At 55.0% G+C, this 26,736-nt stretch carries 23 protein-coding genes; 9 read left to right on the top strand and 14 right to left on the bottom strand.

Annotated features, from left to right (window positions below):
* The first annotated feature begins 19 nt into the window (after positions 1-19).
* Genes MOY_RS10535 through MOY_RS10525 form a run of 3 tightly spaced genes read left to right on the top strand, consistent with a single transcriptional unit; the run spans position 20 to position 3,746 of the window.
* Positions 20-2,365 (top strand): bifunctional diguanylate cyclase/phosphodiesterase, encoded by a 2,346-nt coding sequence (locus MOY_RS10535; RefSeq protein ID WP_009099482.1) that lies wholly within the window; start codon positions 20-22, stop codon positions 2,363-2,365.
* A 17-nt stretch (positions 2,366-2,382) separates the two neighbouring features.
* Positions 2,383-3,240, top strand: coding sequence for a DUF3034 family protein (locus tag MOY_RS10530; protein WP_009099481.1), 858 nt, complete (start codon positions 2,383-2,385; stop codon positions 3,238-3,240).
* Between the two features lie 41 nt (positions 3,241-3,281).
* On the top strand, positions 3,282-3,746 hold the full coding sequence (locus MOY_RS10525) for a group I truncated hemoglobin (protein WP_235803691.1): 465 nt from the start codon (positions 3,282-3,284) through the stop codon (positions 3,744-3,746).
* Here MOY_RS10525 and MOY_RS10520 read toward each other — a convergent pair.
* The 5 genes from MOY_RS10520 to MOY_RS10505 all read right to left on the bottom strand — a co-directional run bounded on the left by MOY_RS10520 (position 3,730) and on the right by MOY_RS10505 (position 7,814).
* Positions 3,730-4,785 carry a GGDEF domain-containing protein gene (locus MOY_RS10520; protein WP_009099478.1) on the bottom strand — a complete coding sequence of 352 codons (1,056 nt, stop codon included), beginning with the start codon at positions 4,783-4,785 and terminating at the stop codon, positions 3,730-3,732. The two genes, MOY_RS10525 and MOY_RS10520, sit on opposite strands and share 17 nt — an antisense overlap.
* A gap of 89 nt (positions 4,786-4,874) precedes the next feature.
* Positions 4,875-5,153: a hypothetical protein gene (locus tag MOY_RS10515; RefSeq protein ID WP_009099476.1), complete on the bottom strand. Its 279-nt coding sequence runs from the start codon at positions 5,151-5,153 to the stop codon at positions 4,875-4,877.
* 266 nt (positions 5,154-5,419) lie between these two features.
* The gene (locus tag MOY_RS10510) at positions 5,420-6,577 is read right to left on the bottom strand and encodes an RNA-guided endonuclease InsQ/TnpB family protein (RefSeq protein ID WP_009099475.1); all 1,158 of its coding nucleotides are present in this window, start codon (positions 6,575-6,577) and stop codon (positions 5,420-5,422) included.
* A 388-nt stretch (positions 6,578-6,965) separates the two neighbouring features.
* Positions 6,966-7,091 (bottom strand): cytochrome c oxidase subunit CcoM, encoded by a 126-nt coding sequence (gene ccoM, locus MOY_RS17675; protein WP_257790892.1) that lies wholly within the window; start codon positions 7,089-7,091, stop codon positions 6,966-6,968.
* 204 nt (positions 7,092-7,295) lie between these two features.
* A complete protein-coding gene (locus MOY_RS10505) occupies positions 7,296-7,814 on the bottom strand; it encodes an FKBP-type peptidyl-prolyl cis-trans isomerase (RefSeq protein ID WP_009099474.1) in 519 nt (172 codons plus the stop codon).
* A gap of 127 nt (positions 7,815-7,941) precedes the next feature.
* Here MOY_RS10505 and MOY_RS10500 point away from each other — a divergent pair, with 127 nt between their 5' ends.
* Complete coding sequence (locus MOY_RS10500; RefSeq protein ID WP_009099473.1) at positions 7,942-9,309, top strand: AmpG family muropeptide MFS transporter; 1,368 nt, start codon at positions 7,942-7,944, stop codon at positions 9,307-9,309.
* 7 nt (positions 9,310-9,316) lie between these two features.
* Here MOY_RS10500 and MOY_RS10495 read toward each other — a convergent pair whose 3' ends face one another.
* Both MOY_RS10495 and MOY_RS10490 read right to left on the bottom strand, forming a co-directional pair.
* Positions 9,317-11,137, bottom strand: coding sequence for an SEC-C domain-containing protein (locus tag MOY_RS10495; protein ID WP_009099472.1), 1,821 nt, complete (start codon positions 11,135-11,137; stop codon positions 9,317-9,319).
* A 98-nt stretch (positions 11,138-11,235) separates the two neighbouring features.
* Positions 11,236-12,483, bottom strand: coding sequence for an ABC1 kinase family protein (locus MOY_RS10490; RefSeq protein WP_009099471.1), 1,248 nt, complete (start codon positions 12,481-12,483; stop codon positions 11,236-11,238).
* A 227-nt stretch (positions 12,484-12,710) separates the two neighbouring features.
* On the opposite strand from MOY_RS10490, the gene MOY_RS10485 reads away from it, so the two are divergent.
* Positions 12,711-14,633, top strand: a complete 1,923-nt coding sequence (locus tag MOY_RS10485) for a DNA topoisomerase III (protein ID WP_009099470.1) — start codon at positions 12,711-12,713, stop codon at positions 14,631-14,633.
* Between the two features lie 25 nt (positions 14,634-14,658).
* On the opposite strand, the gene MOY_RS10480 is transcribed toward MOY_RS10485, so the two are convergent.
* The 4 genes from MOY_RS10480 to MOY_RS17565 form a co-directional block, all read right to left on the bottom strand.
* On the bottom strand, positions 14,659-16,638 hold the full coding sequence (locus tag MOY_RS10480; RefSeq protein ID WP_009099469.1) for a M48 family metallopeptidase: 1,980 nt from the start codon (positions 16,636-16,638) through the stop codon (positions 14,659-14,661).
* A gap of 24 nt (positions 16,639-16,662) precedes the next feature.
* Entirely contained in the window at positions 16,663-17,259 is a 597-nt protein-coding gene (locus MOY_RS10475; protein WP_009099468.1) for a LemA family protein, read from the bottom strand.
* A 92-nt stretch (positions 17,260-17,351) separates the two neighbouring features.
* Positions 17,352-17,759, bottom strand: coding sequence for a DUF2784 domain-containing protein (locus MOY_RS10470; protein WP_009099466.1), 408 nt, complete (start codon positions 17,757-17,759; stop codon positions 17,352-17,354).
* Between the two features lie 81 nt (positions 17,760-17,840).
* The gene (locus MOY_RS17565) at positions 17,841-18,137 is read right to left on the bottom strand and encodes a S8 family serine peptidase (RefSeq protein WP_035540572.1); all 297 of its coding nucleotides are present in this window, start codon (positions 18,135-18,137) and stop codon (positions 17,841-17,843) included.
* Positions 18,138-18,417: 280 nt separating this feature from the next.
* Between MOY_RS17565 and MOY_RS10460 the strand changes: the two genes are divergently transcribed.
* From MOY_RS10460 to MOY_RS10450, 3 genes are all read left to right on the top strand, one after another.
* The gene (locus MOY_RS10460) at positions 18,418-19,422 is read left to right on the top strand and encodes an AI-2E family transporter (RefSeq protein WP_009099464.1); all 1,005 of its coding nucleotides are present in this window, start codon (positions 18,418-18,420) and stop codon (positions 19,420-19,422) included.
* A gap of 395 nt (positions 19,423-19,817) precedes the next feature.
* On the top strand, positions 19,818-21,572 hold the full coding sequence (locus MOY_RS10455) for an AMP-binding protein (RefSeq protein WP_009099463.1): 1,755 nt from the start codon (positions 19,818-19,820) through the stop codon (positions 21,570-21,572).
* A 73-nt stretch (positions 21,573-21,645) separates the two neighbouring features.
* A complete protein-coding gene (locus tag MOY_RS10450; protein WP_009099462.1) occupies positions 21,646-22,542 on the top strand; it encodes a bile acid:sodium symporter family protein in 897 nt (298 codons plus the stop codon).
* A 241-nt stretch (positions 22,543-22,783) separates the two neighbouring features.
* On the opposite strand, the gene MOY_RS10445 is transcribed toward MOY_RS10450, so the two are convergent.
* Both MOY_RS10445 and MOY_RS10440 read right to left on the bottom strand, forming a co-directional pair.
* Positions 22,784-23,098, bottom strand: coding sequence for a GFA family protein (locus tag MOY_RS10445; RefSeq protein WP_009099461.1), 315 nt, complete (start codon positions 23,096-23,098; stop codon positions 22,784-22,786).
* Positions 23,099-23,222: 124 nt separating this feature from the next.
* Positions 23,223-24,518, bottom strand: coding sequence for a DUF4365 domain-containing protein (locus tag MOY_RS10440; protein ID WP_009099460.1), 1,296 nt, complete (start codon positions 24,516-24,518; stop codon positions 23,223-23,225).
* A gap of 566 nt (positions 24,519-25,084) precedes the next feature.
* On the opposite strand from MOY_RS10440, the gene MOY_RS10435 reads away from it, so the two are divergent.
* The gene (locus tag MOY_RS10435; protein ID WP_009099459.1) at positions 25,085-26,005 is read left to right on the top strand and encodes a ketopantoate reductase family protein; all 921 of its coding nucleotides are present in this window, start codon (positions 25,085-25,087) and stop codon (positions 26,003-26,005) included.
* Between the two features lie 27 nt (positions 26,006-26,032).
* On the opposite strand, the gene MOY_RS10430 is transcribed toward MOY_RS10435, so the two are convergent.
* On the bottom strand, positions 26,033-26,659 hold the full coding sequence (locus MOY_RS10430; protein WP_009099458.1) for a glutathione S-transferase family protein: 627 nt from the start codon (positions 26,657-26,659) through the stop codon (positions 26,033-26,035).
* Positions 26,660-26,736: the final 77 nt, after the last annotated feature.

Here is a 26,736-nt window from a genome sequence, read left to right as displayed (position 1 = left end):
CTTTGGTACTGAGGTAACGATGCGTTTTCGCACGCGCTTAATGCTAGTGCTTTTGACAGTGGTGATCGTTTCGCAGCTGGCCACGGGGGTGGCTTTTTTGCGTGCCACCCAAAATGATGCGTTAGCGAAGGGAAATCAGCGCTTAGAAGTAGGCGCTCGCGTGCTGGAACAGCTGCTTGATATCCGCGGCGAACAGCTGCGCGATAACGTGGCTATCTTGGCCGACGATTTTGGCTTTAAGAGCGCTGTCGCTACCCAAGACACGGCTACGCTCTACTCGGTATTGGCCAATCACGGTGATCGAGCCAGTGCCGACATGGTGATGCTTAGTGATTTAAACGGTAACGTGCTGGCCAGCAGCCACCATGAGCAGCAGAGCGCAATACCGTTTCCCGAGCTATTTCAACGCGCTCGGCAAACAGGGAGCGGCGTTGGCGTAGTGATTGACGAGGGCCAACCCTATGAGTTTGCACTGCTACCGGTGCGTGCCCCTAACTTAATTGGCTGGGTTGGCATGGGGTTTTTAATTGATGAAGAGGTGACACAGGAAATCCACGCCCTTACCGGGCTAGATGTCAGCATCGTAACCTACGATGCCACTGGTGAAGTGCGCTATCTGGCAAGCTCCTACCATCAACAGCTAGCAATGCAGCTGATGGACGACAGCGAAGAGCAACTGAGGAGCGGCAGCTATACCAACCGTAGCCTGATGAGCGACGATAATCGCTATTTATCTTACTCACTGCCCCTGCTCACCGACGGCCAGTATCAATCTTTTGCATTCATTCAGCTTTCCCGTGATGAGCTGCTAGGCGCTTACAGCCGTCTACAATGGCAATTATTGAGCATTGTTGCCCTTATGCTGATTCTAACCTTAGCGGCGGCTATGTGGAGTGCTCGCAGCATCAGCAAACCACTGATTGCGCTGGCCCAGGCAGCCAAGCGCATTGGTCAGGGTGAGCGTATCGAATACATTCCTGAAGGCTCAACCGTCGCTGAAACCAAACAGCTCGCCACCACGCTACTCTCCATGCAGCAGGACATCGCCAAACGCGAGGCCACCCTGCTGCATCAGTCCCGTCACGACCTATTAACTAACTTACCCAACCGCATGAGCGCGTTTGAGGATATCGAGCAGTTTATCCACCAAGGCCGAGCGTTTACCCTACTGCGCTTCTCTATTAACGACTTCCGCGATATCAACGACACCTTTGGCTATGAGCTAGGGGATCATTTGCTCATCACGCTCGCGAAACGTGTGCAGGCGTTGCCAGCCCCCATCATGAAAGCCTATCGACTAGATAGCGATGAGCTCATGATATTGATTAGCCAAGCATGTTTTGATGACGCCCAGCGCGAAGAGATGCTGGTGCTGATTGGCGGCCCCGTCAGGTTAGATAAATCACTGATAACGCCTTCTCTATCATCGGGTGAAGTAAGCTACCCAGACCATGGTAACACCGCACAATTACTGCTGCGGCGTTCCGATATCGCGCTTGATAAGGCACAACGTCAACACCATAGCCACAAGCGTTACGAAGAGGGCCAGGAGGAGCAGCACCTGCGCCAGCTCATGTTGATCCGGGATTTGCAGGAGGCCGTTGATAAAGATGAACTCTGGATGGCTTATCAGCCAAAAGTAGACACAACAACAGGCCGCGTTTGCCAGTTTGAAGCGCTAATGCGCTGGCGGCACCCAACGCTTGGGTTTATTCCGCCAGACGAGTTTATCGAGCTTGCCGAGCGCTCAGGCAATATTGGTTTGCTCTCAAAATGGATGATGGCCCACGTCTGTGAGCAGCTACATCTATGGAAATGTGCCGGTCACCACTTATCGGTGGCTATAAACCTTTCCGCCAGCGACGTGATTAATGGGGCGCTTCCCAACCTCATCAACGAGCTGTTCGAAAGCTACGCTTTAACCCCCGACCAGCTTGCGCTGGAAGTCACTGAAAGCGCCGTGATGCAAGATATCGAAGCCGCTATGGAAACGCTCATGGCGCTCAGCCAAATGGGCTTAACCATTGCCATCGATGATTACGGCACCGGCTACTCATCCCTAGCGCAGTTAAAACGTCTGCCCGTGGATGAGCTAAAAGTCGACAAGTCGTTTGTACTTAAACTCGATTCCCAAGAAGAAGACCTCACCATTGTCCGTTCCACCATTGAGATGGGCCACAACCTAGGCCTTAAAATCGTTGCAGAAGGCGTTGAAAATCGCGCAAGCGCTGAGCTGCTTAGCTATTTGCATTGCGACTACCTCCAAGGCTACTGGATTGCTAAACCGATGCCCGCCGATGAGGTTACCCACTGGCTAACGGCATTCACACCGCTCACCCTTGCCTCCCCTATGTCAGACCACTAATTAAAAAAGGGAACCACATGCGTAATACCGGCTCATCAATGCGGCTCGCCATCGTAGCTGCCGCCGCACTGGGTGCTTTCTTAGCAGCGACACCCAGTATGGCAGGCAGCCGCATTCTAGGCACTGGAGCAGTCAGTGCAATTGAAGGCGCGGCAGGGGGTGGTTTGTCGCCTTGGGCTGTTCTCGCCAGCACCGCCAGCGACGATGAAATCGGCATTACTGCCTCCGCTACCCGCGCCTGGCTCGACGATTACCGGCTTACCGTGAAAGGTGCCAGCATTAACCTACACGATCGGCTGGAATTCTCTATTGCTCGCCAAACCCTTGAACTCTCTACACTAGGCGGCGAGCTGGAACAGGATATTTACGGGGCAAAAGCACGCCTATTCGGCGACGTGCTGTATCACCCGCTAGGTATTTGGAGCGCAGGCGTCATGCATAAACGCCTTGTTGATGGCAGCGTACCCACCGCGCTGGGGGCTCATGACATTAACGGCACTGATGCGTACCTAAGCGCCAGTAAACTGCTTTTTAACGCTTTTTTTGGCCGCAACGTGCTACTGAACGGTACGCTGCGTAATACAGCTGCAAATCAAGGTGGGTTGCTTGGGTTTGGCGGAGACCAGGGCGGGCGCTCGTGGATGGCAGAAGGCAGCCTAGGCGTGTTCGTTACCCCGAACTGGGTAGTGGGCACAGAGTATCGCCAAAAACCGGACAACCTCAGCGTAGCCCAGGAAGATGATTGGCAAAGTCTCTACAGCGCCTACTTCTTCAACAAGCACGTATCGGTGACAGGGGCGTGGCTCGATTTAGGCGATATTGCCGGCCTGCCCTCCCAGCGCGGCGGCTATATCTCGTTACAGGCGGCATTTTAAACCGCTCATGCCCTTCAACAAGGCTACTAAAGGAAACCGCCATGGGACGATTTAGAATGATGTTTAAGCTGACGCTGCGCCGCCAATTCATTGCGGGCGTATTGACAAGTACGCTGCTGCTGACGGGCTGCGCCCAGCACAACTCGCATACCACGCTTTATGAGCGGATGGGCGGTCAGCCCACTATTGATGCCGTAGTAGACAACTTGCTTTACCGCATTGCCGATGACGACGAAGTAGTGGTCTACTTTGCCAACAGTAACATTGATTTATTTGCCGCATCCCTGGCTACTCAGCTGTGCGAAATTAGCGATGGCCCCTGCACCTACGACGGCCCACCCATGGATCGTGCCCACCAAACCATGGGCATTACAGACGCGCACTTTAACCGCGTGGTGGAATATCTTGATGCCGCGATGCAGGAAGAGGGGGTAACGCTCGCCGCCCGCAATGACATGCTAGGCCGCTTAGCCCCCCTCTATAAAGAGGTTATGCGCTTGCGCTAATTTGCCAGCCATCACGTCCAGCAGTTTTTACGCGATAAAGCGCTTTATCGGCAACTTCATAGGCATAGGCGAAGGTTGTCTCAACCGCCACAAAACGCACTGCTCCAACACTCAGCGTGACGCTTTTATTATCCGGGTGGGCAGGATGCTTAAACTGCTCTGCCGCGAGACGTGACAGCAACGACTCACAGTACTGGGTAAGGACGGAATCATTGGGGCACGGCAACACGGCAGCAAACTCATCGCCCCCTAGCCGGTATAGCTTGGCCTCTGGGCCTAACTGATTTTGCAGCAGGTTAGCCAAACGGCGTAATAGTTGATCGCCTTCAGGATGGCCCAGCGCATCGTTGTACTGCTTAAAAAAATCGATATCAACCAAGATCAGCCCAAGGGATTCGTTTGCCCTTGCCATCACCTCTTGGTGAAGTGCGCTGCGGTTGCCAATCCCGGTGAGCGGGTCACGCATGGCACGCTTCATCCAAGCAAGCTTTTGCTCAGTAGCAAGCTCGGTGCGGCGCAGTTGACGCTCATGCATCAACCAAAAAAGAAGCCCCATTATAAAAATCACCATGCTTGTGTAGGTAAGCACTTGGTTATGGCGGCGGGTACTTTCTGAGAAGTTACTGATCGCCATGCCGCGGCGATCTAACTGATCCATCTCAATGTGCGTTAGGCAGTTAATAGGCCCTAACAGCTCCCTGGAGGCAGCAATCGCTGAAATGTCACCCTGTGATAGACGCGGCGCAAGGGAGCCAACAATCGAAATACTAGGCGCCGTGCAGGCGTATTCTTGATGGTAGACACTCACGTCCATTAGCCCATAGGCGAGATCCAAATCCAACGAAACAGCCTCAATGTTTTCCACGCTCGTTGTCTGCTCGTTAAACAGTGTTTGCTGGGCACGCTGCAGGTAGGCGCGGGAACGAGTGGCCAACTGCTGGCCTGTTAAGCTACCCGTCTGGCTGAAATAGGCCTGAATTTCTGGATACACCCAGCGCGATTCGTAAATAATCAGCATCATCAGCGCCATAAAGCCCATCAGGCTCAATGAAAGCCAGGTTATATAGTGCCGCTTTCCCCTGCTTCGCTTTTCCGCAGAAGCCGGGGGGTCGACAGGCTCATTAGCACTCACCATCTAGCCTCGATGCTACGAATCATCCAAACCCAGTCGTTAAATTCGCGCAGTGAATTGACATCGCGTGCTCCATAGTCTCGCTCTACCAGGCGCAGCGGCCCGCGGGAGCGAAGGGTCAGTGGCTCGCCATCCTCTTCTACGATCATGTACCAATTGGGGTCGTCCCACCCGCTCAGCGTGACGTCATAGTCATCCCAAGCAGTGAAGTGCAACGCAGGTGGTATCTCGCCAAACTGCTCAATCAGGAAATCGCGAAATTCAAAGCCTCGCATTTCCACGTCTCGCCCCTGGTATGGGTCAAAAAGGGTGAAAGTGGTATCTGCCTGTTGGATTAGCGAAGCGGTAGCGATCTGACGGGTGTCATCGCCATTGATGAGGGTTAATTCTCGTGCATGTACACTTGCTAATGGAAAACTGACTTTGACCTCCTCACCGCCCTAAAGAGACGATGATTCCTGGTTGTCACCTTCCAGGTTCCTGCTTCGTAGCCCGTTGCCCTTGGTGATAGCACCTTAGGTCTTACACACGCTCCACAGGCTTAACGTCCCGTAGGCCCTACGGTAGCCTTTTCATGCTGACGGAGCTTGTCGGCCCCCGCCAGCATCGCCTTGCCGGATTGCAAAATATTGCAAGCGGCGTTTACATCGCGGTCAATGCCTTGGGTGCCGCAGCGTGGGCAGTCCCAGGTACGGACATTTAACGGCATCTTGTCGGTGATATGACCACAGTGAAAGCAGCGTTTCGAGCTGGGATACCACTTGTCGATCTGAACGAAATCGCGCCCGTACCGCTCGGCCTTGTACGCCAGTTGTTGTGTGAGCTGATGCCAGCCCACGTCGCTGATAGCCTTGGCCAGTGCGCGGTTCTTGACCATGTTCTTAATCTGCAAGCTCTCGGCAGCAATGACTTGGTTCTCGTAAATAAGCTGCGTAGAGAGTTTATGGGTGGCATCGCGTCGCTGATCCGCCAGCTTGGCATGTACCTTAGCGACCCGAAGCCTCGCCTTGGCGCGATTGTTAGAACCTTTCTGTTTGCGCGATAACCGGCGCTGCGCTCTTGCCAGCTTGCGTTCAGTGCGGCGCAGAAAGCGTGGATTGGGGATTTTATCGCCGTGGCTGGTGATAACGCGGTGGGTTAGCCCCAGGTCAATGCCCACCATCTTCGGTGTCACCGGCAGCGGCGTTACCGCTTCTTCGACCAAAAAGCTGACATGATAACGGCCAGCCGTGTCACAGCTCACCGTGATGCTGCTCGGTGTGCCGGTAAAACAGCGACTCCAGCGGATGTTAAGTGGAGCGCTGTGCTTGGCCAGCCACAGCCTGCCATCGCGCCAGCGAAAGCCGTTGGCCATGTAGGTGGCTGACTGCTTGCGCTGTTTTTTCTTGAAGGTGGGATACCGCGCCTGGCCTTTGAAGAAGTTACTAAACGCCCGATCCAAATGCCGGAGTGACTGTTGCAAACAGACGTTGGACACCTCAGCCAGAAACGCAGTGTCCGGCTGTTTCTTGAGGGTAGTGAGTGCTTTGGCCGTGGCGGTGTAACCCATGCGCTCCTGATGCTCAAACCAAGCATTGGTGCGCTGGCGCAGGAAATGGTTGTAGACGTACCGCACACAGCCAAACGTCCGAGCAAGCTGGTCGGCCTGCTCAGGTGTGGGGTAGAACCGATAACGATAGGCGCGGTGTACGGTATTCATTCCCAAAATCTAGCGCGGTAAAAATAGTCTGTCAATCAAGAGGCGCTGTGCGCCTCGTGCTATCCTTCCTCGCACTAGAAGATACGAGGTTTGACGCGCAAATTGATCAATAGATACGCGAAGCCCGTTTTTACCTGCTTTTTGAAACGCTGGGCATACGCAACACGTAAACTAGCAGCGTTCATGGCAGAGAATCCCCAGTGGTAAGCACTTATTATGGTAAAAGCACTATACCAGGGCATTAACACACCTGTTTTCAACGCATATTAACTTAAGATGAAAAGACGAAAAGACGAAAAACAAAAAAGCCGACCCAAATGGGCCGGCAACAGGAAGCTTACTGATAACAGTAAGCCCCCTCCCCTGACGATGGTAACAACCGATTGCGCTAAGGCTTTTTTCGCTCATCCTTACGAAGATGATCGCGAATAACAAAGCCTGCCCAGCCGATCATAAAAGCGATCACTAACGCGATAGTGACTAAGCTAAAAATAACAGTATCATCCCAGTACATGGCTTCCCCTCCCGCCGTGATGTATGACTTCATCATACTGGGTAAGCGTTAGGGGAAACTGACCTAGATCAAGCTTTACAAGTAGCCAAAACCGGGCCGGTAAAGAACTTGATACATGTCATTTTTTAGGATGCTCATCGCTTATTATCGAGGCAGTCGTATTCGTGGAGGGGGCTTTTAAGTTGCAAACTGAACGTCATACACTCACAACACTTTGCGATCTTCTACCTTGCTATGCTCTGTTCCGGGAGGAAGCGGATGTCCTTTAGCCAGTTCAGCCCGGGTCGCTTCTCTTACGTCTAACACGGTTACTTGGTAGCGAAGGGTATGACCTGCTAAGGGGTGGTTGGTATCCACCGTGACGCGGTCACCGTCAATACTCAGCACAGTTACAATTTGCGGGCCTGCCTCTCCTTCGGTTTGAAAGCGACTGCCAGGCGCAAGCTCAGCGCTACCAAAAGACGCTCGGCTCACCTCTTGCACCAAATCTTCATTGCGCAGCCCGTAAGCCTCAGCGGGGGCTAATGTCACGCGAAGCTCTGTGCCTGCCTCTTTTCCCTCTAGCACGCGTTCTAAACCGGGTAAGATATTATTATGGCCGTGCAAGTACTCCAGCGGCTGACTGCGCGCCTGGGAGTCATCCAACACGTGGGTACTACCATCGTGAAGTACGTCGCTAAGTACATAGTGTAAGGTCACTACCTGATGTGCCGTAATCGACATGGAAAACTCCTCTCCGGTAAGCTGTCGGCGTTGTCATGGATGTTTGGCCTAGTCTATCACTGACCGTTTTTATAGCGGGCCTTTTTACAGCAGGCCTTTGCCCCGATTTTCTTGGAGTTTATGTAACATGCCCACCCCCACGCCCCAGCGCAGTTGGCTTGCTGCGCTTGCTATATATTTGCGTGCGCCTGTCATTACCATGCTGTTTTTGGGCTTTTCTGCTGGCCTGCCTTTTCTGCTGGTTTTCTCCACCCTTTCAGCGTGGCTGCGAAGCGACGGCGTCGAAGTAGCCGCCATCGGCTTTTTTGCCTGGATTGGCATGCTCTACTCCATCAAGTTCTTTTGGGCACCGATTGTGGATCGCCTAGCGCTACCACTGCTGACCCGGACCTTTGGACAACGACGCGGCTGGATGCTGCTGGCCCAGGGGATGATTGCCGCCGGGCTGATTGGCTTGGCGGGCTTAAGCCCCGTGGGCAACCTGGGCTGGGTAGCGGCATTTGCCTTGCTGGTGGCGTTTGGCTCTGCAACGCAAGATATTGCCATCGACGCCTACCGGATCGAGTCTGCGGATGACGATATGCAGGCCGCCATGGCCTCTACCTATATTATTGGTTATCGCGCGGGCCTACTGGCGGCCGGTGCCGGGGCGCTCTACGTCGCCTCAGCAGTTTCCTGGAATGTCGCCTACCTCACCATGGCGGCGCTGGTGGGTATTGGCGTAATTACCGTGCTGATTCGCCCTGAGCCAAAGCGCGCCTCACTCTCAATTCAACTTATTCATGAGCCTAAAGTGCGGGCCTTTATCCGTGCCAGCCGCGGCAAACCCAAAATGCTGCGCCGCTTTGGTGCCTGGGCAATCGGCGCTATTGTTTGCCCGTTCACCGATTTTTTCCGGCGCTACGGTGTAAAAGCCCTGGGCATTTTAGTGTTTATTGCAATGTTTAGAATTAGCGATTTGGCCATGGCGTCCATGGCTAACCCGCTGTACATCGATTTAGGCTTTTCCCTGGCGACCATCGCTAATGTGACTAACGTATTTGGCATCGCCATGAGCATCACTGGGGGTATTCTTGGCGGGCTGCTGGTAGCGCGCTATGGCATTGGGCCGCTGCTGGTCTTCGGCGCTGCGGTCGCTACCCTCACAAACCTACTGTTCGCGGCGCTAGCACTTGCTGGTCAGCAACTGCCGATGCTGGTCATGGCCATTGTCGGGGATAACTTGGCTAACGGCTTGGCGAGCGCGGTGTTTATCGCGTTTCTCTCAAGCCTTACCTCGCGCGCGTATACCGCCACTCAGTACGCCCTGTTCTCATCGCTAATGACGCTACCCGGCAAGTTTCTCAGCGGTTTTGGTGGATTAGTCGTCACCGCTCAGGGATACGCCACGTTCTTTGTAGTGGCTACCCTGCTCGGCCTACCCGCGATCGCTTTAGCCATCTGGATAAGCCGAGACAAGCAATTGGTACCCGCTCCCCTGGTAAAAGCAGGCTAACGGGCGGCTAGCGGTGATTATTCAGCCACTCCAGAGCGCCTGGGGTGGTGCGCCACTGGTCACGCATTAGCGTGCGGTATTGCCATGCTTCTGCCCGGGAGCCAGGGTCAACCTGGCCATCGGCGTAAGGCAAGGAGGGCCGAGGGCTTTCGGCACAAATCAGCTCCAGGGCGTGGCGGTTATGGCCAACCACCTCGGTTAGCGCTGCTTCGGCGGCATCGTGTTTTTCAAGGCGGTAAAGTGCCAAGGTACGCCCCATCAGTAACCCTAACACGAGCGAGCCGTCGTCTTTATGGGGCTCCTCGGTAAGCGCCAGTGCTTCTTCGTTGCGGTCATCCCGCAGCAGTTGGTCAAGCACCAGCTCTTTTAGGCCCAGGCTATCTTCTTGATCTATTGCGAGCAGCTCTTCGGCTAGCTCGCGGGAGTGCTGGCGCGCGCCGCGCTCCATACCCACCACTAGCGCCAGCCCTGTTCGTAGCAGCATGGCGTTATCCGCATCATCCCAGCACAAGCTACCGTCACCCGCAGCACGTGCCTGCTCCAGCCAGCGAGAAAGGCGAAGCGCCAGCGGCGCCAGCAAGCTTGGCGCCATCCACGGCAGGCTGCCAAAGCGACTGGTGAGCGCAAGGGTTACGTCTTGCACCACCTGAGGGGCATCCAACCACTCTGGATGGGCACAAAGCGCCGACATCCACTCGATGGCATTGCCCCAGGGGTCGTCCCGAAACCCTAACGCTACATCTTCATCCACCAACACCTGAAACTGCTCGTGCCAAGCGGCAAACAGCGACTCTTCTCGTGCGGTGGTGGTGTAGAGCAGCCTACCGGTTTCGCCATCTTGTTCAAAAGAGAGCTTAGGGGCAGTGGGCAGCGCGGCCAAGAGCGCCTGCAACGACACCAGCGGTGTTGCCATGTCCTCTTCAGCGCTAAGCAGCTGGTCGGCCAGCGTTGCGCCAGGGTTTTCAGCCAATGCGGCAAGAAAATCGAGCTGTTCTTCATCCAAATCGCCCTGACGCACCAAACGACGATACCAAAAATCAGCGCGCTCTTTGGCTTCACTCTCGTGCCCTTCATGCAGCAGCAGCATCGCTTCGATGTAGGCAAGCGTGGGGGAATCCGGCAGCGCCTGCTGGGCTTTCACAAAGGCACCACGGGCGCTATCCAGGTCGTCATTGTCCAAGTGCATGAGGCAGAGCCGTTCAAGGGCCACGCCGCGTAAAAACAGCGGCCCGCGCTCCATTACCTCGTCAAGCAGGTCGGCACGCTTGCGGGTAAAGCCCCGCTCTTGATAGATATCCAAGAGGATTTCAAAGGCAGGCTCTGCCTGTTCCGGCAGCCGCGACCAGTCGCTGCCATCAAACAGCGACTCAAGAATCTGCATTGAACGTCCGGTTTGGCCACTCTCGGCAGCAATGAGCCCCGCTTCTAGAAGCGCCTGGGGAGGCGCCTGCTGGCTCTCAAGCGCCGCTTTTAGCGTTGCTCCTTTCCACTCGCGAAGTGACAGCATCCACATCATCTGTTCGGGGATATCTGTTGGGAACTCAACGCGATAGCAGCACTGCTTATACTTGCGACCGGAATCGCACCAGCAGGGCTCGTTACGGCCAGGGGTGGCCAAGGGTTCACTGGCAAAATCCAACCGCTCTAACGGTGTTTGTGACCATAAAATGGGCGCTAACGCCTGAGCGGTGGCGACATTACCATTAAATGCCTCAGCGCCTTTGCCACGTACCCAGGTCATAAAATCGGGGTAGTGCTCCTGCTGCCTGATTGCCGAGAGTGCCCCAGAGGCAAATCCCAGCAGTTGATCGACCCATACCGCCAGCATTGCCGTCTCCACTGTCTTCAAGACTATTAATCTTTATAACCCAATTGAAAAGCGCAATAGTCTAGCATGGCTGGCAGCGCTCTCGCAGCGGCAATCGCTTAGGGCTTACGCGCCCATTCAAGCAGCGGTTCGGTGCGGCTATACATATCCAGCCGCGCTTTAAGGCGCACCAAGTTCCAGTAGTGACCGTTTAGCGCCCGGGAAAGCAGCAGCGTATCGGCAGGGGGTTGAAGGCGATCCATGGCGGCCCACACTTTGGGGGTTAGCTCACGCAGGCGGCGGTGAACCCGTACATCGCTAAAGTCTTGCTCGCCGGGGGCGAACAGCGGTGACACGCAATCAGCCGACTCCTTATAGAGCGCCAGCGGCGCACCCTGCCCTTGGCGCCCCCCCATTTTCATTAGCGCGTCGTCCATTGCCATGGGGTCTTTGGTTAACGTGGCATCCAATAACTGCATCATGGCTTTTAGGCGCGCTTCAGGCACAGGGATCACGGCCCCTAAATCGTAAATAACCAGACGGCCCTGGTCATCACAGGCAAAGTTGCCCGCATGGGGGTCGGCGTGAAGCTCTTGATAGGTAAATAGCTCTTCGGTAATCCAGTCGGCCAGTGCCATCGCAACGTTTTGGCGGGTAGTGTCGTCGGCGCTCTCTAAATCGCGTAGCGGTGTACCGCCCACATAGCGCATAGCCAGCACATGCTGGCCGGAAAGCTCGAACAGTGGCTCAGGGATCACCAACTGCGGGTTATTCTGGTAGCGCTCGCGATAGCGGGCCAGCGCTTGGGCCTCTGCATGGTAATCAAGCTCTTCACGCAGGCCCTGTGCCAATTCATCAAATAGCGCATCTAATCGCGCTTGGGGCACTTTGAACCAGCGGCCCAAGCTCATGATTCTCTTTACCTGCTTTAAGTCACTTTCCAGCACATCTGCCAAGCCAGGATACTGCACTTTCAATACCACGGTTTCTCCGCCATGAGTGACCGCTTTGTGCACCTGCCCCATAGACGCGCTGGCAAAGGGGCGCTCTTCGATGTCGCTAAAATAAGTATCAATATCGCCATACTGCAACACCAGCGCTTCGCGAATACGCGGCCAGGGCATGGGTTCTGCCTGCCGCTGCAAACGCGCCAACTCGTTGGCTAAGTCAGGCGGCAGCAGGTCATCCCACTGGGACATAATCTGCGCCAGCTTCATCGCGGGGCCTTTTAATTCAGAAAGCCCTTCAAATAGAGCTTCACCCAGAGCCCGCCAATCAGCCTGACCGCCTAAGCGGGTTTTTAGCAGCGCCCCGCCCGTGCGGGCGCCCAACCCTAATAAACGTCGTGTTCTACCGCGCTCGCGCATGGAAACCGCCTCGTTGAATACTTTCAGACAGCTTACTCAATTCGCAAAATTTATACAAAAACTATACGAATAAAGTATCAATGCTATTTTTCAAGCCAATTACTTAGCGCTACTCCGCAATCACAGGCCCCAACATAGGCCGCACGATATCCGCCTTGCGGGTTCTGCTACTATAGTGGCCGTTTGCACCTTATCACTTGCCACCACTCGCTAGGGCCTTTGACTGCATGCGCTTGATTATCGCCGAAAAACCCAGCCTTGCCCGCGCCATTGCTGACGCGCTGCCCGGCAGTGCCAAACGCCAGGAAGGAGCAATTGTGTGCGGCGATACCACGGTGACCTGGTGTCTTGGTCATTTACTGGAACAAGCGCCACCAGAAGCGTATGACCCCGCCGATAAACAGTGGCGGCTGGATCGACTTCCCATTGTTCCCCAACAGTGGAAACTGATACCCCGGCCCAAGGCACGTAGCCAGTTGGCAGCCATACGCAAGCTGATTAAGCAAGCCACCAGTGTCGTGCACGCAGGCGACCCAGACCGAGAAGGCCAGCTGCTGGTACAAGAGGTGATCGAGCACTTGAAGTACCGTGGCCCGGTGCAGCGGCTTTTGATTAGCGACCTTAACCGACCAGCCGTCAGCCGCGCGCTGGCCAGCTTGCGGCCGAATGCCGAGTATCAGCCACTATTTCAGGCTGCCCAGGCGCGCTCCCGCGCCGATTGGCTGTACGGGATTAACCTCACCCGCGCCTGGACCCTAACCGGCCGACAAGCGGGGCACGACGGCGTACTTTCTGTGGGCCGCGTTCAAACGCCGGTACTCGGGCTGATTGTTCGCCGGGACAACGCCATACGCGATTTTGTACCCCACCCGTTCTACCCTCTATGGGTGGATCTACAGGTTACTCAAGGCCAGCTGCGCGCCTGGTGGGCGCCCAAAGAGCACGAACCGCTGGATGATCAAGGCCGCTTGATTGAACGTACCCCTGCTGATGCGCTGGCCGCGAAGCTTCCCGGCGCAACCGGCACGCTGACGACACTCGACCAACAGGAAAAACGTCAAGCGCCCCCGCTGCCCTACGCGCTCTCTGCCCTGCAAGTCGATGCCGCCCGCCGCCACGGCCTTTCCGCCCAGATGGTGCTGGATATTTGCCAGCGGCTTTACGAGCAGCACAAGCTGATTACCTACCCCCGCTCCGACTGCCGCTACCTGCCCGAAGAGCACCTAGCGCTTGCCCAGCGCAGCTTGACCAGCGCTTGCCAGAATGACGACACACTATGTGGATGGCTCAACGGGGCCGACTTCACTCTGCGCTCGAAAGCCTGGAACGATAAGCAGGTCGGCGCGCACCACGCCTTGGCCCCCACCGGCAAGCCCGCCGATTTCAGCCAGCTTTCCGCCACCGAAGGCCACGTGTTTCGACTGATCGTGCGCAACGTCATGGCGCAGTTCTACCGCCCGCTGCGCACCTTTGAAGTGAAAGCCGAGTTCACGCTGCTGGATGAAGCCTTCCGCGCTCGCGGCCAAAGTATTCTCGACCCCGGCTGGAAGCCGTTATTCACCACCCGCGAAGATACCCCGCCGCTGCCACCGCTCACCCAAGGCGAAGCCTGCCAGGCACTTGGCGCAGGCGTGGAGGAAAAAGAGACCCGGCCACCAGAACCGTTCACCGATGCCAGTTTAATCAAAGCAATGATGAACATTGGCCGCTACGTGGACAACCCAAACGTACGCCGCACCCTACGCGACACCGACGGCCTAGGCACCGAAGCTACCCGCGCAGGCATTATCGAAACCCTGGTGCAGCGCGGCTACTTGGTGCGAAAGCAAAAAGCCCTGCGCGCCACCAAACTCGGTTGTGCGCTGATCGCCGCCCTGCCCAGCGCGGTAAGCACACCGGAGCGCACCGCCCTATGGGAGCAGCGCCTACGGGCTATTTCAGAGCAACAAGACGACCCCGGCGCGTTTCAGCACGCCCTGCTTGATGACCTCCACGCCCTGCTGCAGCAAAGCGATGCCCACAAGCTGCGCCAAAGCCTACAAACGGCCCAAGGCGAGGCCGCCGCACCCGCAAAGCGCGGGGCGGCAACCAAGAAAAGCTATACAAGAAAAAAAAATACAACGACCCGGAAACGCACCGCTGGAAAGTAAAAAAGCGTTTAAACGCGGTGGAAGCCTAAGACTCGTCTGAAAGCAGCGGCGGCATGGGGCAGTCGAGGATATCGGCCATTGCCCGGAACAGCTCAGCCTCGGCAGGCAGAATGCGCCCGCTATGCTCAATACAGCGTGCCATAGCCTGCAGCAACGCTGGCTTGTGCAATGGTTTAAGGCGCCGCAAACGCTCAACAGCAAGGCTTAGTGCCTGCATGTCGCTGGCACCCTCTACCTCCGCCAAGTCAAAAGGCAGTTCATTCCCAGCCGCTGTCAGTGCGGCGCTAATCTCTGTGGGGTCATCCTGCCCGGCGGCAGACAGCACCGCGAGGAGCTGCTGGCACTCCCCTTTAAGGTCGCTTAACTTGAGGTTAGAAGGCCCGCCATGCTGCTCACCCAAATTGTTTAACACCAGCTGGTAGAGCGTCCATTCAAACAGGCTAACCTTGCCATCCGCATCAATCAGCCGCTCCATACAGAGGCGAAAGTGCTGGCCCTGCTCGGTGGAAAGTGACTGTAACGCGGGCAGTGTCAGCTCGATCAGCGGCAACCGCATGTGTACATCCAGCCTTGAGACCTCAGGCCCACACGCCAGTAATGCTTGGTACACATCGGGCAGGGCCGCTTGCTCTAACGCCTTTAGCTGATGCTCTCGCACCGCCTGCTCATCGCTTAGCAGCAGCGCATAGATCAGTGCACGAGCGGTATAAGGCTCATGGGCAGCTTCTTTTATCGGCGCTGGCAAGGCGTTGAGCACTGACTGCGCATGCGCTAGGTGGCGTTGATCGGGCTTGCCCATGGCGCCAATGGCGGTTTGAGCAGAAGCGCCGGTTAATATAGCCGAGATGACGCCCGCACCGGCCATATCAGCATCTTGCATGCCTGTTCGAATACCCGCTCTAAACCCTGCTCCCGGCCGTGCTTGGCTTTCTGCGCGTGAGGTGTCACTTTCGGCTTGTTGCGGGGGCGGTTCGACCTCGAAGCGGCCGTCCCAGTCAGGCATTACCCGCTGGACACGGTCGTTAAGTGGCGGATGGGTCGCCATCATTTGCGTAAACCCTGACCGCATCCCCTGGCCGAATAGCAGATGGCTGAACTCTGCCGTATGGGCCGCTTGCAGGTTAGATCCTTGCGCATGTGCACCAATCTTCACCAGTGCGTTACCGATGCCTTTGGGATTACGGGTAAATTGCACGGCGGAGGCATCCGCCAAATATTCCCGCTGCCGGCTGACCGCTGATTTGATCAAATTACCAAAAAAGGTGCCCGCGTAGCCGATCAGCATTAGCGAGGCCCCAAGCGCCAGCACCACCATTGCCGAGTTATCACGCTTGTTGCCTCCCACTCGACGAAAACGCATGCTGCGCAGCAGTGTTCCGCCCAGCAGGCCAATTAACAGGATGCCGTGCAGTATGCTCACCAGGCGAATATTCAACCGCATGTCACCATGCAGAATATGGCTGAACTCATGGGCGACCACGCCTTGAAGTTCGTCGCGGTTTAAGCTGCGAATTGCCCCACGGGTAATACCTATCACCGCATTGCTGGGCCGATAGCCTGCCGCAAAGGCATTAATGCCCTCCTCCTCTAGCACGTAAACCAAGGGCACCGGCGTTCCTGAGGCAATGGCCATCTCTTCTACCACATTGAGGATTCGGCGCTCGTCAGCATCGCGAGTATTTAGATTGATCTCGCGCCCACCTAACGCTTCCGCCACTGCCCGGCCACCACGGCTTAATTGGTGCTGCTTGAACAACCCACCTAACACCACAACAACAATCACCGCCGCTGCCACACCCGCCACAAGCTCGAGGGATAAAGCGGACATTACCCCGTCAACCGAGAGATCTGTTTGGGCAGCAGATTGCTCTCCCCCCATAAAATGCAGCGTAAGGACAACGACCAGCGTGGTGACAATAATCAGGGCGAGCACGGCGAGTATGAGTAAAACAACCAAGTGCCCGGTTTTGCGGCGAGCGTGATCCTGTGCAGTAAAAAAATCCATTAGCCCTATCCACTCCGCGGTTACTTAGAACGACACCTTAGGCGCCACCTGAATTTGGGCGCTGTCTTCAAACTCTAGCAACGCAGCATCTTCGCCATGGCCGAACATACCGGCCACCGCCACCTGGGGGAAACTCTGCTTGTAGGTGTTGTAGTGCATTACGGAGTCATTAAATGCTTGGCGCGAAAACGCCACTTTGTTTTCAGTGCTGGTGAGCTCTTCAGAGAGCTGCTGCATGTTCTGCGAGGCTTTCAAATCTGGGTAGGCTTCCATCACCACATTAAGCCGTCCCATGGCTTGTGTCAGCGCGCCTTCAGCACCGCCTAAATCGGCAATTGCCTTGGCACTACCCGGGTTTGCAGCGGCCGCTTTCAAGCCCGCCGACGCCGTATTACGGGCCTCAATGACCGCCTGAAGCGTTTCCCTCTCATGGCTGAGGTAGCCCTTTGCCGTCTCTACCAGATTAGGAATCAGGTCGTGACGGCGCTTCAGCTGCACTTCAATCTGGGCAAAGGCGTTCTGGAACCGGTTTCGCAATGCCACCAGGCGGTTGTAGATGGCAACGATATAAAAAACAACAGCCGCGAGAATCGCTAAAACAATGATGAGCGTAATCGTCATGATCCTTCCTTGTTGGGAGATGGGAGCGAGAGTGCAGCAAGCTGCATTTCATCTAATAGCAAAAATAGTAGCACTTAAGCGCTTTAAACGTATTAGTGATGGCGCGGACGTGGACGGGGCCGTACAACAAACCAACTCGCCACCACTAAGCTACCAAATAGGGTGTACACCAGCATAAACACCCACTCCGGCGCGGTGAAATACAAAAGGTTATGCAGCCAGTACTGAATAAAGGAGCCTCCATAGGTGTCTACGCCCGCCTTGGCCCGCAGCGCCATCTCCCAAATCGTCAAAGGGCACACCATGCCTAACCAGGATTGCACGACGACATAGACAATGGCGCATAGATGCGTAATGCGGAAGAAACTGTTGCGTACCCACCGCCAGCCCAGAAAATACCCCGCATAGATGGCCACCAAGCCAAGTACCACAAATGCCACAAACAGCACGTGGATGAACAAAATGGCATCAGCTAGCAGGAGCAACAACTGCGGGGACATGGACACTCACCCTGGGCAACTAAATAATAAGTGGCGTGTTTTTGAGACATTGACAGCCTTCCCATACGGACATCAGTGGGCTTACCAGGTTTCTCCAGCGTCTGGCGGCCCAATCTCGATTTGCATATCGGGTGCAATATCCACAACGCCTTCAATCTTCTTTAACCGATCCGCCGTGGCGGTATCTGCTGATCCGGTTATGCAGCCAATATCACCCGCAACGCGTGGTGTTGCCATACTGGTACCGCTAATCGTCTTGAAATTAATCGGCCGGGGCCATGACGAAAATACATCGCGCCCTGGTGCCGCAATATCGACCTTCCCAAAGTTCGAAAAGCTGGAGGGCCTTAAGTTCGGGTCAAGCGATGCCACCGACATAATCGTAGGCGTTAAAATATGGAAGAAAGCACTCGATTCGGCCAGGAGCCTCCGAAGTGTGTGCTCCCTTGCTGAAAGATAAAAATGTGGCAACGTAATCGCTGCGCCTGAACCAAGGCAGCAAACATAACTATAAAGAAGACTCCGCGCTTTATGCCAGGGTGTTAACGTCATTATGAAAAAACAGCCCCAGCCCTAACCTTTGGCGTGTTCACGTTCGTCGGTGCGACTCTTCATGTTGTTGTATCTTGTGTAGTGGCGACAATGGAGAGAGAAACGCATGGAATCAAAACGCTTGATCAGAACCGACACGATACTACTGACAGCAGGACTTATGTTGATCGGCTACCTCCTCGGGGAGGTACTCCTTCTCGTATTTGCGGCCGTTCTGCTTGCGGTCGGTTTAGACGGGCTTGCGCAGGCAATCGCAAGAAAGCTGCCTTTCTCTCGCGGATGGGCGCTTGTCGGCGTTGCGACCGGCATTACAGCGATCCTCATCGGCTCACTGGGGCTTACGGCGGCAAGCCTCGTGCAGCAGTTTCGGGAACTAGGCGAGACGGTGGTCGATTTTGGTGAGAAAGTGCAGGCTTGGCTCACGGAGCACACCGACATAAACATATTGGAGGAGATGAACGCCGAGAACGGCGACCTTGCCGATGCCGTAGGCGAAATAGCCGGGCATGTCATGACGGCGGTCGGCGCCTTAACGAGCCTCATCATCCTGGTCATACTTACACTTTTCTTGGCAGCAAAACCGGCGCTTTATCGGCGGGGAGCGGTGCGCCTTGTACCACCCAACAGCCGGCCCCTAGCAGAAGACACACTATCCTCCCTCGCCCATGCCCTGCGCTGGTGGTTTCTAGGGCAACTCGTGTCAATGGCGCTCCTTGGGGTCACCGTTGGGCTCGGGCTATTCCTGCTCGGCATCGAGCTCTGGTTTGCGCTCGGGGTCTTAACGGCGCTGCTTACTTTCATCCCGTTCATCGGCCCACTTATTGCGGCAGTGCCCATCGTGGCGGTGGGATTTACAGAAGGAATGCAAACAGGGTTGATTGTGCTGGTGGGTTACATCGTGATTCAAAACATCGAGGGAAACGTCTTGGTGCCAATGATTCAACACAAGGCGGTCGAACTCGCCCCTGCGCTTCTCATCACTGTGCAAGTACTCCTCGGCCTTATCTTCGGGGCGGCTGGGCTAATACTCGCCGCACCGCTCGCCATCGTGGCAATGATCACGGTTCAAAAGCTCTGGGTGGAGCATACGCTGGGAGATAAAGTGACGTAGGGAATTGCTGATGTAGCCGCCCACTTAAAGGCTGTCAACGCGGCTACGCAGCTCCCCGCATTGCTTGTTGACCACTAAAATCAATGCCAAATATAAATCATCGAAACCCTCGACCCACTTTGCAAGCCTAAGATCGCGAACCATGCCATCACCGAATGCTTGCTTTGACTTTCTCGACGGCCGATTGCTTGGCATCCCACCTCTTTCGTGCTTCGCCCGCTTTTGATAGCCACCTCATTAAACGCCTTGCCTACTCAGAGCATAAATTAAAACGGTTGACTTAAACTCAGTGGCTGCGTTATTCCATAGAAGTGCCAATGCGTGAAATAAGCGTGTAGGCAGCTAACAAAAACAACGGCCACTTTCGTTAAAGGGCCCCAACGAAGAGAATGTGCATGTCAAATGATCACGTCTATGACGGCGCGCCGTGGGCACATCTTTATGGCACCACTAATGACGCGATTAAGGATCAAGCGCAGCAGCAACGCTTTGCGAATATTCCCGCCATGATCGTCGCGGCGGCCAAGCAGTTTGGCACTCATACCGCCTTCACCACCTGCATGCCCAACGGCATGAATGGCACGCTTACCTACCAGCAAGCGGACACGCTCTCCGATGCCTTTGCGGTTTACCTGCGCGAGACCCTAGGCCTTGCCAAAGGCGACCGCGTGGCGGTGCAAATGCCCAACTGTTTAGCTCTGCCCGTGGCCATTTTTGGCATTCTAAAAGCGGGCTGTGTACTGGTGAACGTCAACCCGCTCTACACGCGCCGGGAAATGGAGCACCAGTTCAACGATGCTGGTGTGCAAGCGCTGGTGATCATGGATATGTTCGCCGACAAACTAGAAGATGTGCTCCCTAACACCCAGATTAAGCACGTGGTGCTGGCCTCACTCTCACAGTGGTTTTCACCGGTGGTTCGCACGGTATTGGATGCCGTGCTGAAGTACTGGAACAGAGCCATCCCCAAGCACTCTTTAAGTGCCGTTCAGCTCACGCAGGCCATTCAAACGGGCCAAGCCACCCAAGCCAAACAACATATTGATGTGGCCAGTTACTGGCAGGACATCACCCGTGAAGACACCGCGCTGCTGCAATATACCGGGGGCACCACTGGCGTTAGCAAAGGGGCGGAGCTTGCCCACGGCAACCTGTTGAGCAACTTAGAACAGGTGGATTTAGTGGTCGGCAGCCATATCGAAGCTGGCAAAGAGTGCGTTCTCACCGCGCTACCCATCTATCACATCTTCGCGTTTACGGTGAACCTGCTGGCGTTTTACAGCAAAGGCGCGCACAACGTTCTAGTGCCCAGCCCTCGCCCTATTCAAAACTGCCAGCGGGCCTTTGATAACTACCCGATCTCCTGGATATCGGGGGTTAACACGCTGTTCAACGCCCTGCTAAATGAAGAGTGGTTCACGGTGTACCCGCCTAAAAGCATGAAAGTGGCGATGGCGGGCGGCACTGCGCTGCATAAATCCGTCGCTGAGCGCTGGCGCAGCGTAGTGGGCACGCCCATCGCGGAAGGCTACGGCCTGACGGAAAGCTCGCCGGTTATCTGCTTCAACCCCATTGGGCACGAGCGCGCTAACAGCATCGGCATCCCCGCACCGTTTACCCAGGTTCGCATCGTCGATGAACAAGGCATCACCGTGCCACAGGGAGAAACCGGCGAAATTATCGCCCGCGGCCCGCAAATCATGAAAGGCTACTGGAATAACCCTGAAGAGACGGCCAAAACCTTAAAAGATGGCTGGCTCTACACTGGCGATATCGGAACCATGACCGAAGATGGGCATTTCCAAATCGTCGACCGTAAAAAAGACATGATTCTGGTCAGCGGGTTTAACGTCTACCCCAACGAGGTAGAAGACAGCATTGCGCGATTACCCCAGGTGCAAGAGTCTGCGGTAATTGGTATCCCCGACGACCAAACCGGCGAAGCGGTGCACGCCTACGTGGTACTGCGTGAACAGGGGCTGAGTGCCAAGGACATCATCCGGCACTGCAAAACAGAGCTAGCTGCCTACAAAGTGCCCAAAAAAGTCGTGTTCTGGGATGAGCTACCGAAAACACCTGTTGGGAAGGTGCTGCGCAAAGAAGTTCGCGCCACTGTTAAGGCCAGCCGCGCAGCGGCTAAACAACAATAATCGCGTAACAATAATAACCGCATAACAACAGCGGCCGCTCACGGAGTTACAGCACTATGTTGAGTACAAAACTATGTTGAGTTCACTGGAAGAGAGTTTACTGTCGATCATGATGGTTATCATTATGTTCGGCATGGGGGCATCACTCACCTTTAAGGACTTCAAGCTCTCCATGCGCCACCCCCAGGCCATTGGGGTTGGCTTCTCATCGCAATATTTGCTGATGCCGTTTATTGCCTTTGCCCTGGCGCGCCTTCTCAACCTCTCGGTTGAACAGACAGTTGGGCTAGTGCTGATGGGCTGTATGCCTGGCGGCACCACCTCCAACATCTTTGCCTACTTCTCGCGAAGCTTGCTCAGCCTCAGCATCATGATGACCATCTGCTCTACGCTGGCGGGCTTTATCTTGGTACCGCTGTGGATGGCGTTTTACACCCAAGGGATTGATGACGCCTTCCGTATTCCCCCCGACCAGATTGCCCGCCTGCTGTTTGTGCTGCTGATTCCGACGCTGCTAGGCATGTGGATACGGCGCAAAAATGCCAATATTGGCGCCGTGATCGAGCTGGTAGGCGGCGTACTGGGTGCCATCGTGATTGTGTTTCTGGTGGTGACGTGGGCGCCGCGCAACTGGCGCTTGCTGATGGAAACCAGCTGGCAGGTATATGCGGCGGTGATTCTACTGGGTTTAGTGGGCTTCCTGTTCGGTTACCTGTTCTCCCGCGTGCTTAAGCTCAACCCACAAAAAGCCCGCACGGTGTCTCTTGAAACGGGGATTCAGAACGGCCCGCTGGCCGCGTTAATCGTGATCATGACCTTTAGCGGCGAAACACAGCAGTTAATTCTACTGATACCCGTCATGTACTCGCTGTTTATCGTTCTGAACTCCACCGCAGTAGCGGTACTTTATCGCAAGCTAACCAAACAAGAAGAGCTTGCCCGCGACCAAGCCAAGGTCGAACCCTCGTAGGTAGTTATTTCAGCCATGGCATCAGCGGGGCTACTCACAGCCCCGCTGTAGTGTTTAAAGAGAAAATGCTGCTTAATCTGGCCGTTGCGGCACTTAACGATCAACCATGGTCTCTCAGGCGGCACGGTTGTAGTGCAGATGCATGCGCTTTTACTATGACGTTGGCAGCTCAGTGAATGCTGGCAGGTCATCTGCCAGCTCAAACCAATCCGCTTTCGAGGATACCCATGCGTGGTAACGCTTACTTGGCAGCACGGGGGTATCCAAGCGTGCCAAGCCGTAATCGTTTCACCTCAGGACGATCATCTCTCGCGCTGCACAGTGGACTGCCACACTCTGCGCAAAACACCCGCGACTTATTGGGGCTGGCGCGATACTCCTTTAAATAGCAAGCGCCTTCGGTAATATGGAACCCTTCTGACAGGATGGGCGCAACGGCCACAAAAGCGCTGCCCTGCGCCTTCTGGCACTGTTTGCAGTGGCACATGGACACCTCATCAATGCCACCGCTGTACTCGTAGCGGACGCGCCCGCAAAGACAACTGCCTTTATGCATCCAGCCCTCCATTGCTCTTGATCGTTTAACGCTTGCAGCACGCGCGCCCTTGGAATGGAGCCGAAGGCGCAATGGAAAGGGCGTCGCCGTGCCTGCACTTGTTAGCGTAAAGCATTCAGATCCCCTATCGGTCCAGTAACAATTTCGCCATCGGATGGTAGGCCCGATAATAGCCCTGCGCCATCTCCAAGTCCTGGCCAAGCCACCGCTTTCTCCTAACCTCAGGCACGTCTTCTTTTCCTTTTAGCCAAGCAAAAACCCCTGATAAAACAAAACTGTATTGATCAATCATCCTTTCGAGCACGGTAAACTGCGGCGATGGACGACCAAGCTCTTGAATAACAGTATCGTCAAGCTTATGGAGCAACCTTTCCAGACGTTCTAGCTTTTGCTCAGGCAACCTTAAATCAGTTGTCAATGAATTCATTATGTCTAAGCAGATGGAATCAAGCTGCTCAAAAATCTCCTCCGCTTTGGCAATGAATGTATCGTCGTCTTCCTCCATACTCACTGACTCAGGACGCTCTTCAAGAGCCGACTTACCATGAAATTGAAACCGAGCCCAATGCGCTGCCCTGGGCCAATTGATGCGCTCTCTAAGTTGATCCGCAGCTGGATGCTTGTCTTCAAGCCAAGATGCATGAGCAATAGCATTGTTATCTCGATCGTCCTTTAGGCTCCGATATACATGTACAGTTGCCAACAGAGGGACTCTCCTCCCCCCATCTTTTTCTTGGAGCTGATCTGCAATATGGTTCAGAGTTGCCCAGAAATGCGCTGGGCGCCACGGACCTTTCCACAACACTCGGATGTGCTTCTGCCACACATTTGCCTGAGGAAGGACAAAAGGTTTTTTTGTGGAAATGATCTCATAATGGTTTCTGGCAATTACATTCTCAGAAACGTCTGAAAGCTGAAAGGCATGAAGCGAATAGAACTCGGCGATTTCGCTTCTCAGAAATGAAGGTAACTCATCTATCCGTGGGAGCGATATTGTTACTTTTTTCTGCTCAAGTGCGGCAAGCCCGTCTGGTGCGACCTCCCCAACCAACTTGTCAACTGAGTTTGCAAAGAACACCGGCGTATTCCCGACAAGCTCAACCGCCACAACAAAGACTGGGAGAGGTATGGCAGCCCATCGTCGTAAATGATTCAGCTCAAGCCGCCTCTTCGCAACACTTTCTCCAAAGGCAAGTGCAGACTCGGCCTCATGACCTTTGATCTGAAGTAAGCCAATTCTCGGTCCGCTACCAACATCTGATTGTCCAATGTAGCCCTCAAGCTCGACTAGTAAATCCTCGCCACGGTCATGCTCATACTTTGAACAAAAGAGTTCAGCATCCAGTAGGGCATCCCGAACTTTGGTTTCAGCTCGCTCGCCAGTAAGTTGGGATTGTTTTCCGCCTTTCCTATCGCTCAAGGTTGACTCCCATAATTGGAAACTTTCCGCGGGGCGCTCGCTAACAGTTTATTAATGCGCATGCGCGTTTCCCTGGAAACCTCAATCCAGCCAAATCATCCCAATATATTGATATAAAGGGGAAAATATCAATTCTCATTCTAAAGCTAGCTGGAAAAATGCGCATGCGCGTTATCATTCTTCGTTATCTCTACGAATTGCGTATAAACATACGCACAACTCTCTCAACATATTGTTTTAAAGCATTTTTATAAAAAAATTCCGCAAGATTGAGCACGTTTCCCATTGGGCTTGCCAGAAAACCGCGCATTCCTGGCTGACAATCCCTATTCATACTGCATAGCACTTCGTTGCCTCTACGTTTGCCATGCGTACCTGCCCTACCTTGTGCACTGAAAACTCATTAACCTTAACAAAATATGCTTAGCCTTAACGCTAGCAGATTATGCTTAGTGCCGTCACTATCTATTAGCCGCCCCTCTGGGCATTGTTACCCTCGCCTTCATTTCCTTGTGACGAACACGGTAAGCTAGGCAGCACTCTCGCTGCTGATTAAAGACCCAACAATGACTACCCACTGGATACTTGGCCCCGGCGCTATTGGCCGCCTGCTAGCCCATTCGCTTGCACCGCTTACCGAGGTTGCTTTGATTAGCCGCCGAGCACTGCCTGAGCAGCAAGTGCTTACCACGCCTGAAGGCGAGCAACACTCGCAGCGTCTCAATGTGTTCACGGTTGATCAGTTAGCTTCTAACACACATGAACCGCCCGGTTTTGTACATATCACCACCAAAGCCATGGCGGCTGAGGCGGCGCTTGAAAGCCTTTCACGCGTTATCCCCCCTGCTACGCCTCTGGTGCTGTGGCAAAACGGTTTTTTAGCGCAGCCGCGTATTACCCAGGCGTGGCCGGGGCCAGTGCTGTGTGCCACGACTACCCAAGGCGCTTACCTAACGGGGGATGAGGGCGTGGTGCACGCGGGGCGTGGGCCAACATTTATTGGCGACCTGAATAACCAACGCGGTGCGCTGTCAGCAACACTCGCGCAGACGTTAGGTGAGGCAGGCTTTACCGCTACACCGGTAGGCGATATTCGCCAACGCCTGTGGCAAAAGCTAGCGGTGAATGCAGCGATTAACCCGCTGGTGGCGCTGCATGGCGTGCGTAACGGCGAGTTGCGGGAAACAGCCTATGCAGGCCGCGTGGCAGCGGTAGTAACGGAAGTCGCGTCGATTTTGCAGGCTGAAGGCATTCAACCGCCTACGGGCAGGCAAGGTAAGGAAGCCTGGTTGGCATTGGTGTGGCAGGTAGTGGAGAACACCGCGCACAACAAGGCATCGATGCTTCAGGATGTTGAAGCCAAACGCCCCACCGAGCGCGGGGCGATTTTTGGGCCGTTGATTGAAAGCGCCCAACGCCATGGGCTGGCGCATGAGGTACTGCAAGCGCTTGATGCAGAGCTAGCGGCCCTGGAAGCACGCTTTTAGCTATCGGTTTGGCTTCAAGCGCCCTATTTAAGAGACAGGAATCATCACGACTTTGCGGTAGGCGGGTAGCTCAGCAAGCTGCTTAGACCAGCGCCCTAGGTGCGGGCGGGGTTGCCACGTTATGCCGCTATTGCGCAGGTTATAAACGAACGGGGCCAGGGCTATATCGCCAAGACCAAACGCGTCACCAGAGAACCAGGGCTGATCGGCAAGGGCGTTGTCCAGTTGAACAAATAGCTTTTCGCAGGTGGCGATGATGGGTTCTAAGCTGTCGATGTCGCGCTGCTCTGCGGGAGTTCTTACATAGCCCAACAAGAGTGCACGGTGTGGCGGCGTGAGCGCACTGGTTGACCAGTCCATCCACTTTTCCATTTGGGCACGCTTGGCGGGTTCGTCAATCCACAGCGACCCTTGGCCATACTGGGCGGCTAGGTAGCGAATAATGGCGTTGGACTCCCAGAGCACGGTGTGGGTGGCGTCGTCTTTTAACAGCGGCACCAGCCCGTTGGGGTTCATCGCCAGGTATTCGGCCGTGTTATTAACCCCATGCTCCCGCCCTGCCAGAATTTGCTCGTAAGGCAGCGCCAGGGTTTCTAATACCCAAAGGACTTTTTTAACATTGGTAGAGTTGTTGCGGCCCCAAAGCGTAATCATAGAAGTCCCTTTTTGAGCATAATAAAGAGATTGAGTTTGCCCACCCTTGCCCCCTATAACAAGGGGCGGCATAGGCC

It is taken from the genome of Halomonas sp. GFAJ-1 (genome assembly GCF_000236625.2).
Lineage (GTDB): Bacteria > Pseudomonadota > Gammaproteobacteria > Pseudomonadales > Halomonadaceae > Vreelandella.
This window is presented reverse-complemented; position numbering and strand designations above follow the sequence as displayed.

What these genes read in the sequence shown, in the direction of transcription:
- MOY_RS10535 (WP_009099482.1), top strand. Translation starts at nt 20, where the DNA reads ATGCGTTTTCGCACGCGCTTAATGCTAGTGCTTTTGACAGTGGTGATC.
- MOY_RS10530 (WP_009099481.1), top strand. Translation starts at nt 2,383, where the DNA reads ATGCGTAATACCGGCTCATCAATGCGGCTCGCCATCGTAGCTGCCGCC.
- MOY_RS10525 (WP_235803691.1), top strand. Translation starts at nt 3,282, where the DNA reads ATGGGACGATTTAGAATGATGTTTAAGCTGACGCTGCGCCGCCAATTC.
- MOY_RS10520 (WP_009099478.1), bottom strand. Translation starts at nt 4,785, where the DNA reads ATGGGCTTTATGGCGCTGATGATGCTGATTATTTACGAATCGCGCTGG.
- MOY_RS10515 (WP_009099476.1), bottom strand. Translation starts at nt 5,153, where the DNA reads ATGCGAGGCTTTGAATTTCGCGATTTCCTGATTGAGCAGTTTGGCGAG.
- MOY_RS10510 (WP_009099475.1), bottom strand. Translation starts at nt 6,577, where the DNA reads ATGAATACCGTACACCGCGCCTATCGTTATCGGTTCTACCCCACACCT.
- ccoM (WP_257790892.1), bottom strand. Translation starts at nt 7,091, where the DNA reads ATGTACTGGGATGATACTGTTATTTTTAGCTTAGTCACTATCGCGTTA.
- MOY_RS10505 (WP_009099474.1), bottom strand. Translation starts at nt 7,814, where the DNA reads ATGTCGATTACGGCACATCAGGTAGTGACCTTACACTATGTACTTAGC.
- MOY_RS10500 (WP_009099473.1), top strand. Translation starts at nt 7,942, where the DNA reads ATGCCCACCCCCACGCCCCAGCGCAGTTGGCTTGCTGCGCTTGCTATA.
- MOY_RS10495 (WP_009099472.1), bottom strand. Translation starts at nt 11,137, where the DNA reads ATGCTGGCGGTATGGGTCGATCAACTGCTGGGATTTGCCTCTGGGGCA.
- MOY_RS10490 (WP_009099471.1), bottom strand. Translation starts at nt 12,483, where the DNA reads ATGCGCGAGCGCGGTAGAACACGACGTTTATTAGGGTTGGGCGCCCGC.
- MOY_RS10485 (WP_009099470.1), top strand. Translation starts at nt 12,711, where the DNA reads ATGCGCTTGATTATCGCCGAAAAACCCAGCCTTGCCCGCGCCATTGCT.
- MOY_RS10480 (WP_009099469.1), bottom strand. Translation starts at nt 16,638, where the DNA reads ATGGATTTTTTTACTGCACAGGATCACGCTCGCCGCAAAACCGGGCAC.
- MOY_RS10475 (WP_009099468.1), bottom strand. Translation starts at nt 17,259, where the DNA reads ATGACGATTACGCTCATCATTGTTTTAGCGATTCTCGCGGCTGTTGTT.
- MOY_RS10470 (WP_009099466.1), bottom strand. Translation starts at nt 17,759, where the DNA reads ATGTCCCCGCAGTTGTTGCTCCTGCTAGCTGATGCCATTTTGTTCATC.
- MOY_RS17565 (WP_035540572.1), bottom strand. Translation starts at nt 18,137, where the DNA reads ATGTCGGTGGCATCGCTTGACCCGAACTTAAGGCCCTCCAGCTTTTCG.
- MOY_RS10460 (WP_009099464.1), top strand. Translation starts at nt 18,418, where the DNA reads ATGGAATCAAAACGCTTGATCAGAACCGACACGATACTACTGACAGCA.
- MOY_RS10455 (WP_009099463.1), top strand. Translation starts at nt 19,818, where the DNA reads ATGTCAAATGATCACGTCTATGACGGCGCGCCGTGGGCACATCTTTAT.
- MOY_RS10450 (WP_009099462.1), top strand. Translation starts at nt 21,646, where the DNA reads ATGTTGAGTTCACTGGAAGAGAGTTTACTGTCGATCATGATGGTTATC.
- MOY_RS10445 (WP_009099461.1), bottom strand. Translation starts at nt 23,098, where the DNA reads ATGCATAAAGGCAGTTGTCTTTGCGGGCGCGTCCGCTACGAGTACAGC.
- MOY_RS10435 (WP_009099459.1), top strand. Translation starts at nt 25,085, where the DNA reads ATGACTACCCACTGGATACTTGGCCCCGGCGCTATTGGCCGCCTGCTA.
- MOY_RS10430 (WP_009099458.1), bottom strand. Translation starts at nt 26,659, where the DNA reads ATGATTACGCTTTGGGGCCGCAACAACTCTACCAATGTTAAAAAAGTC.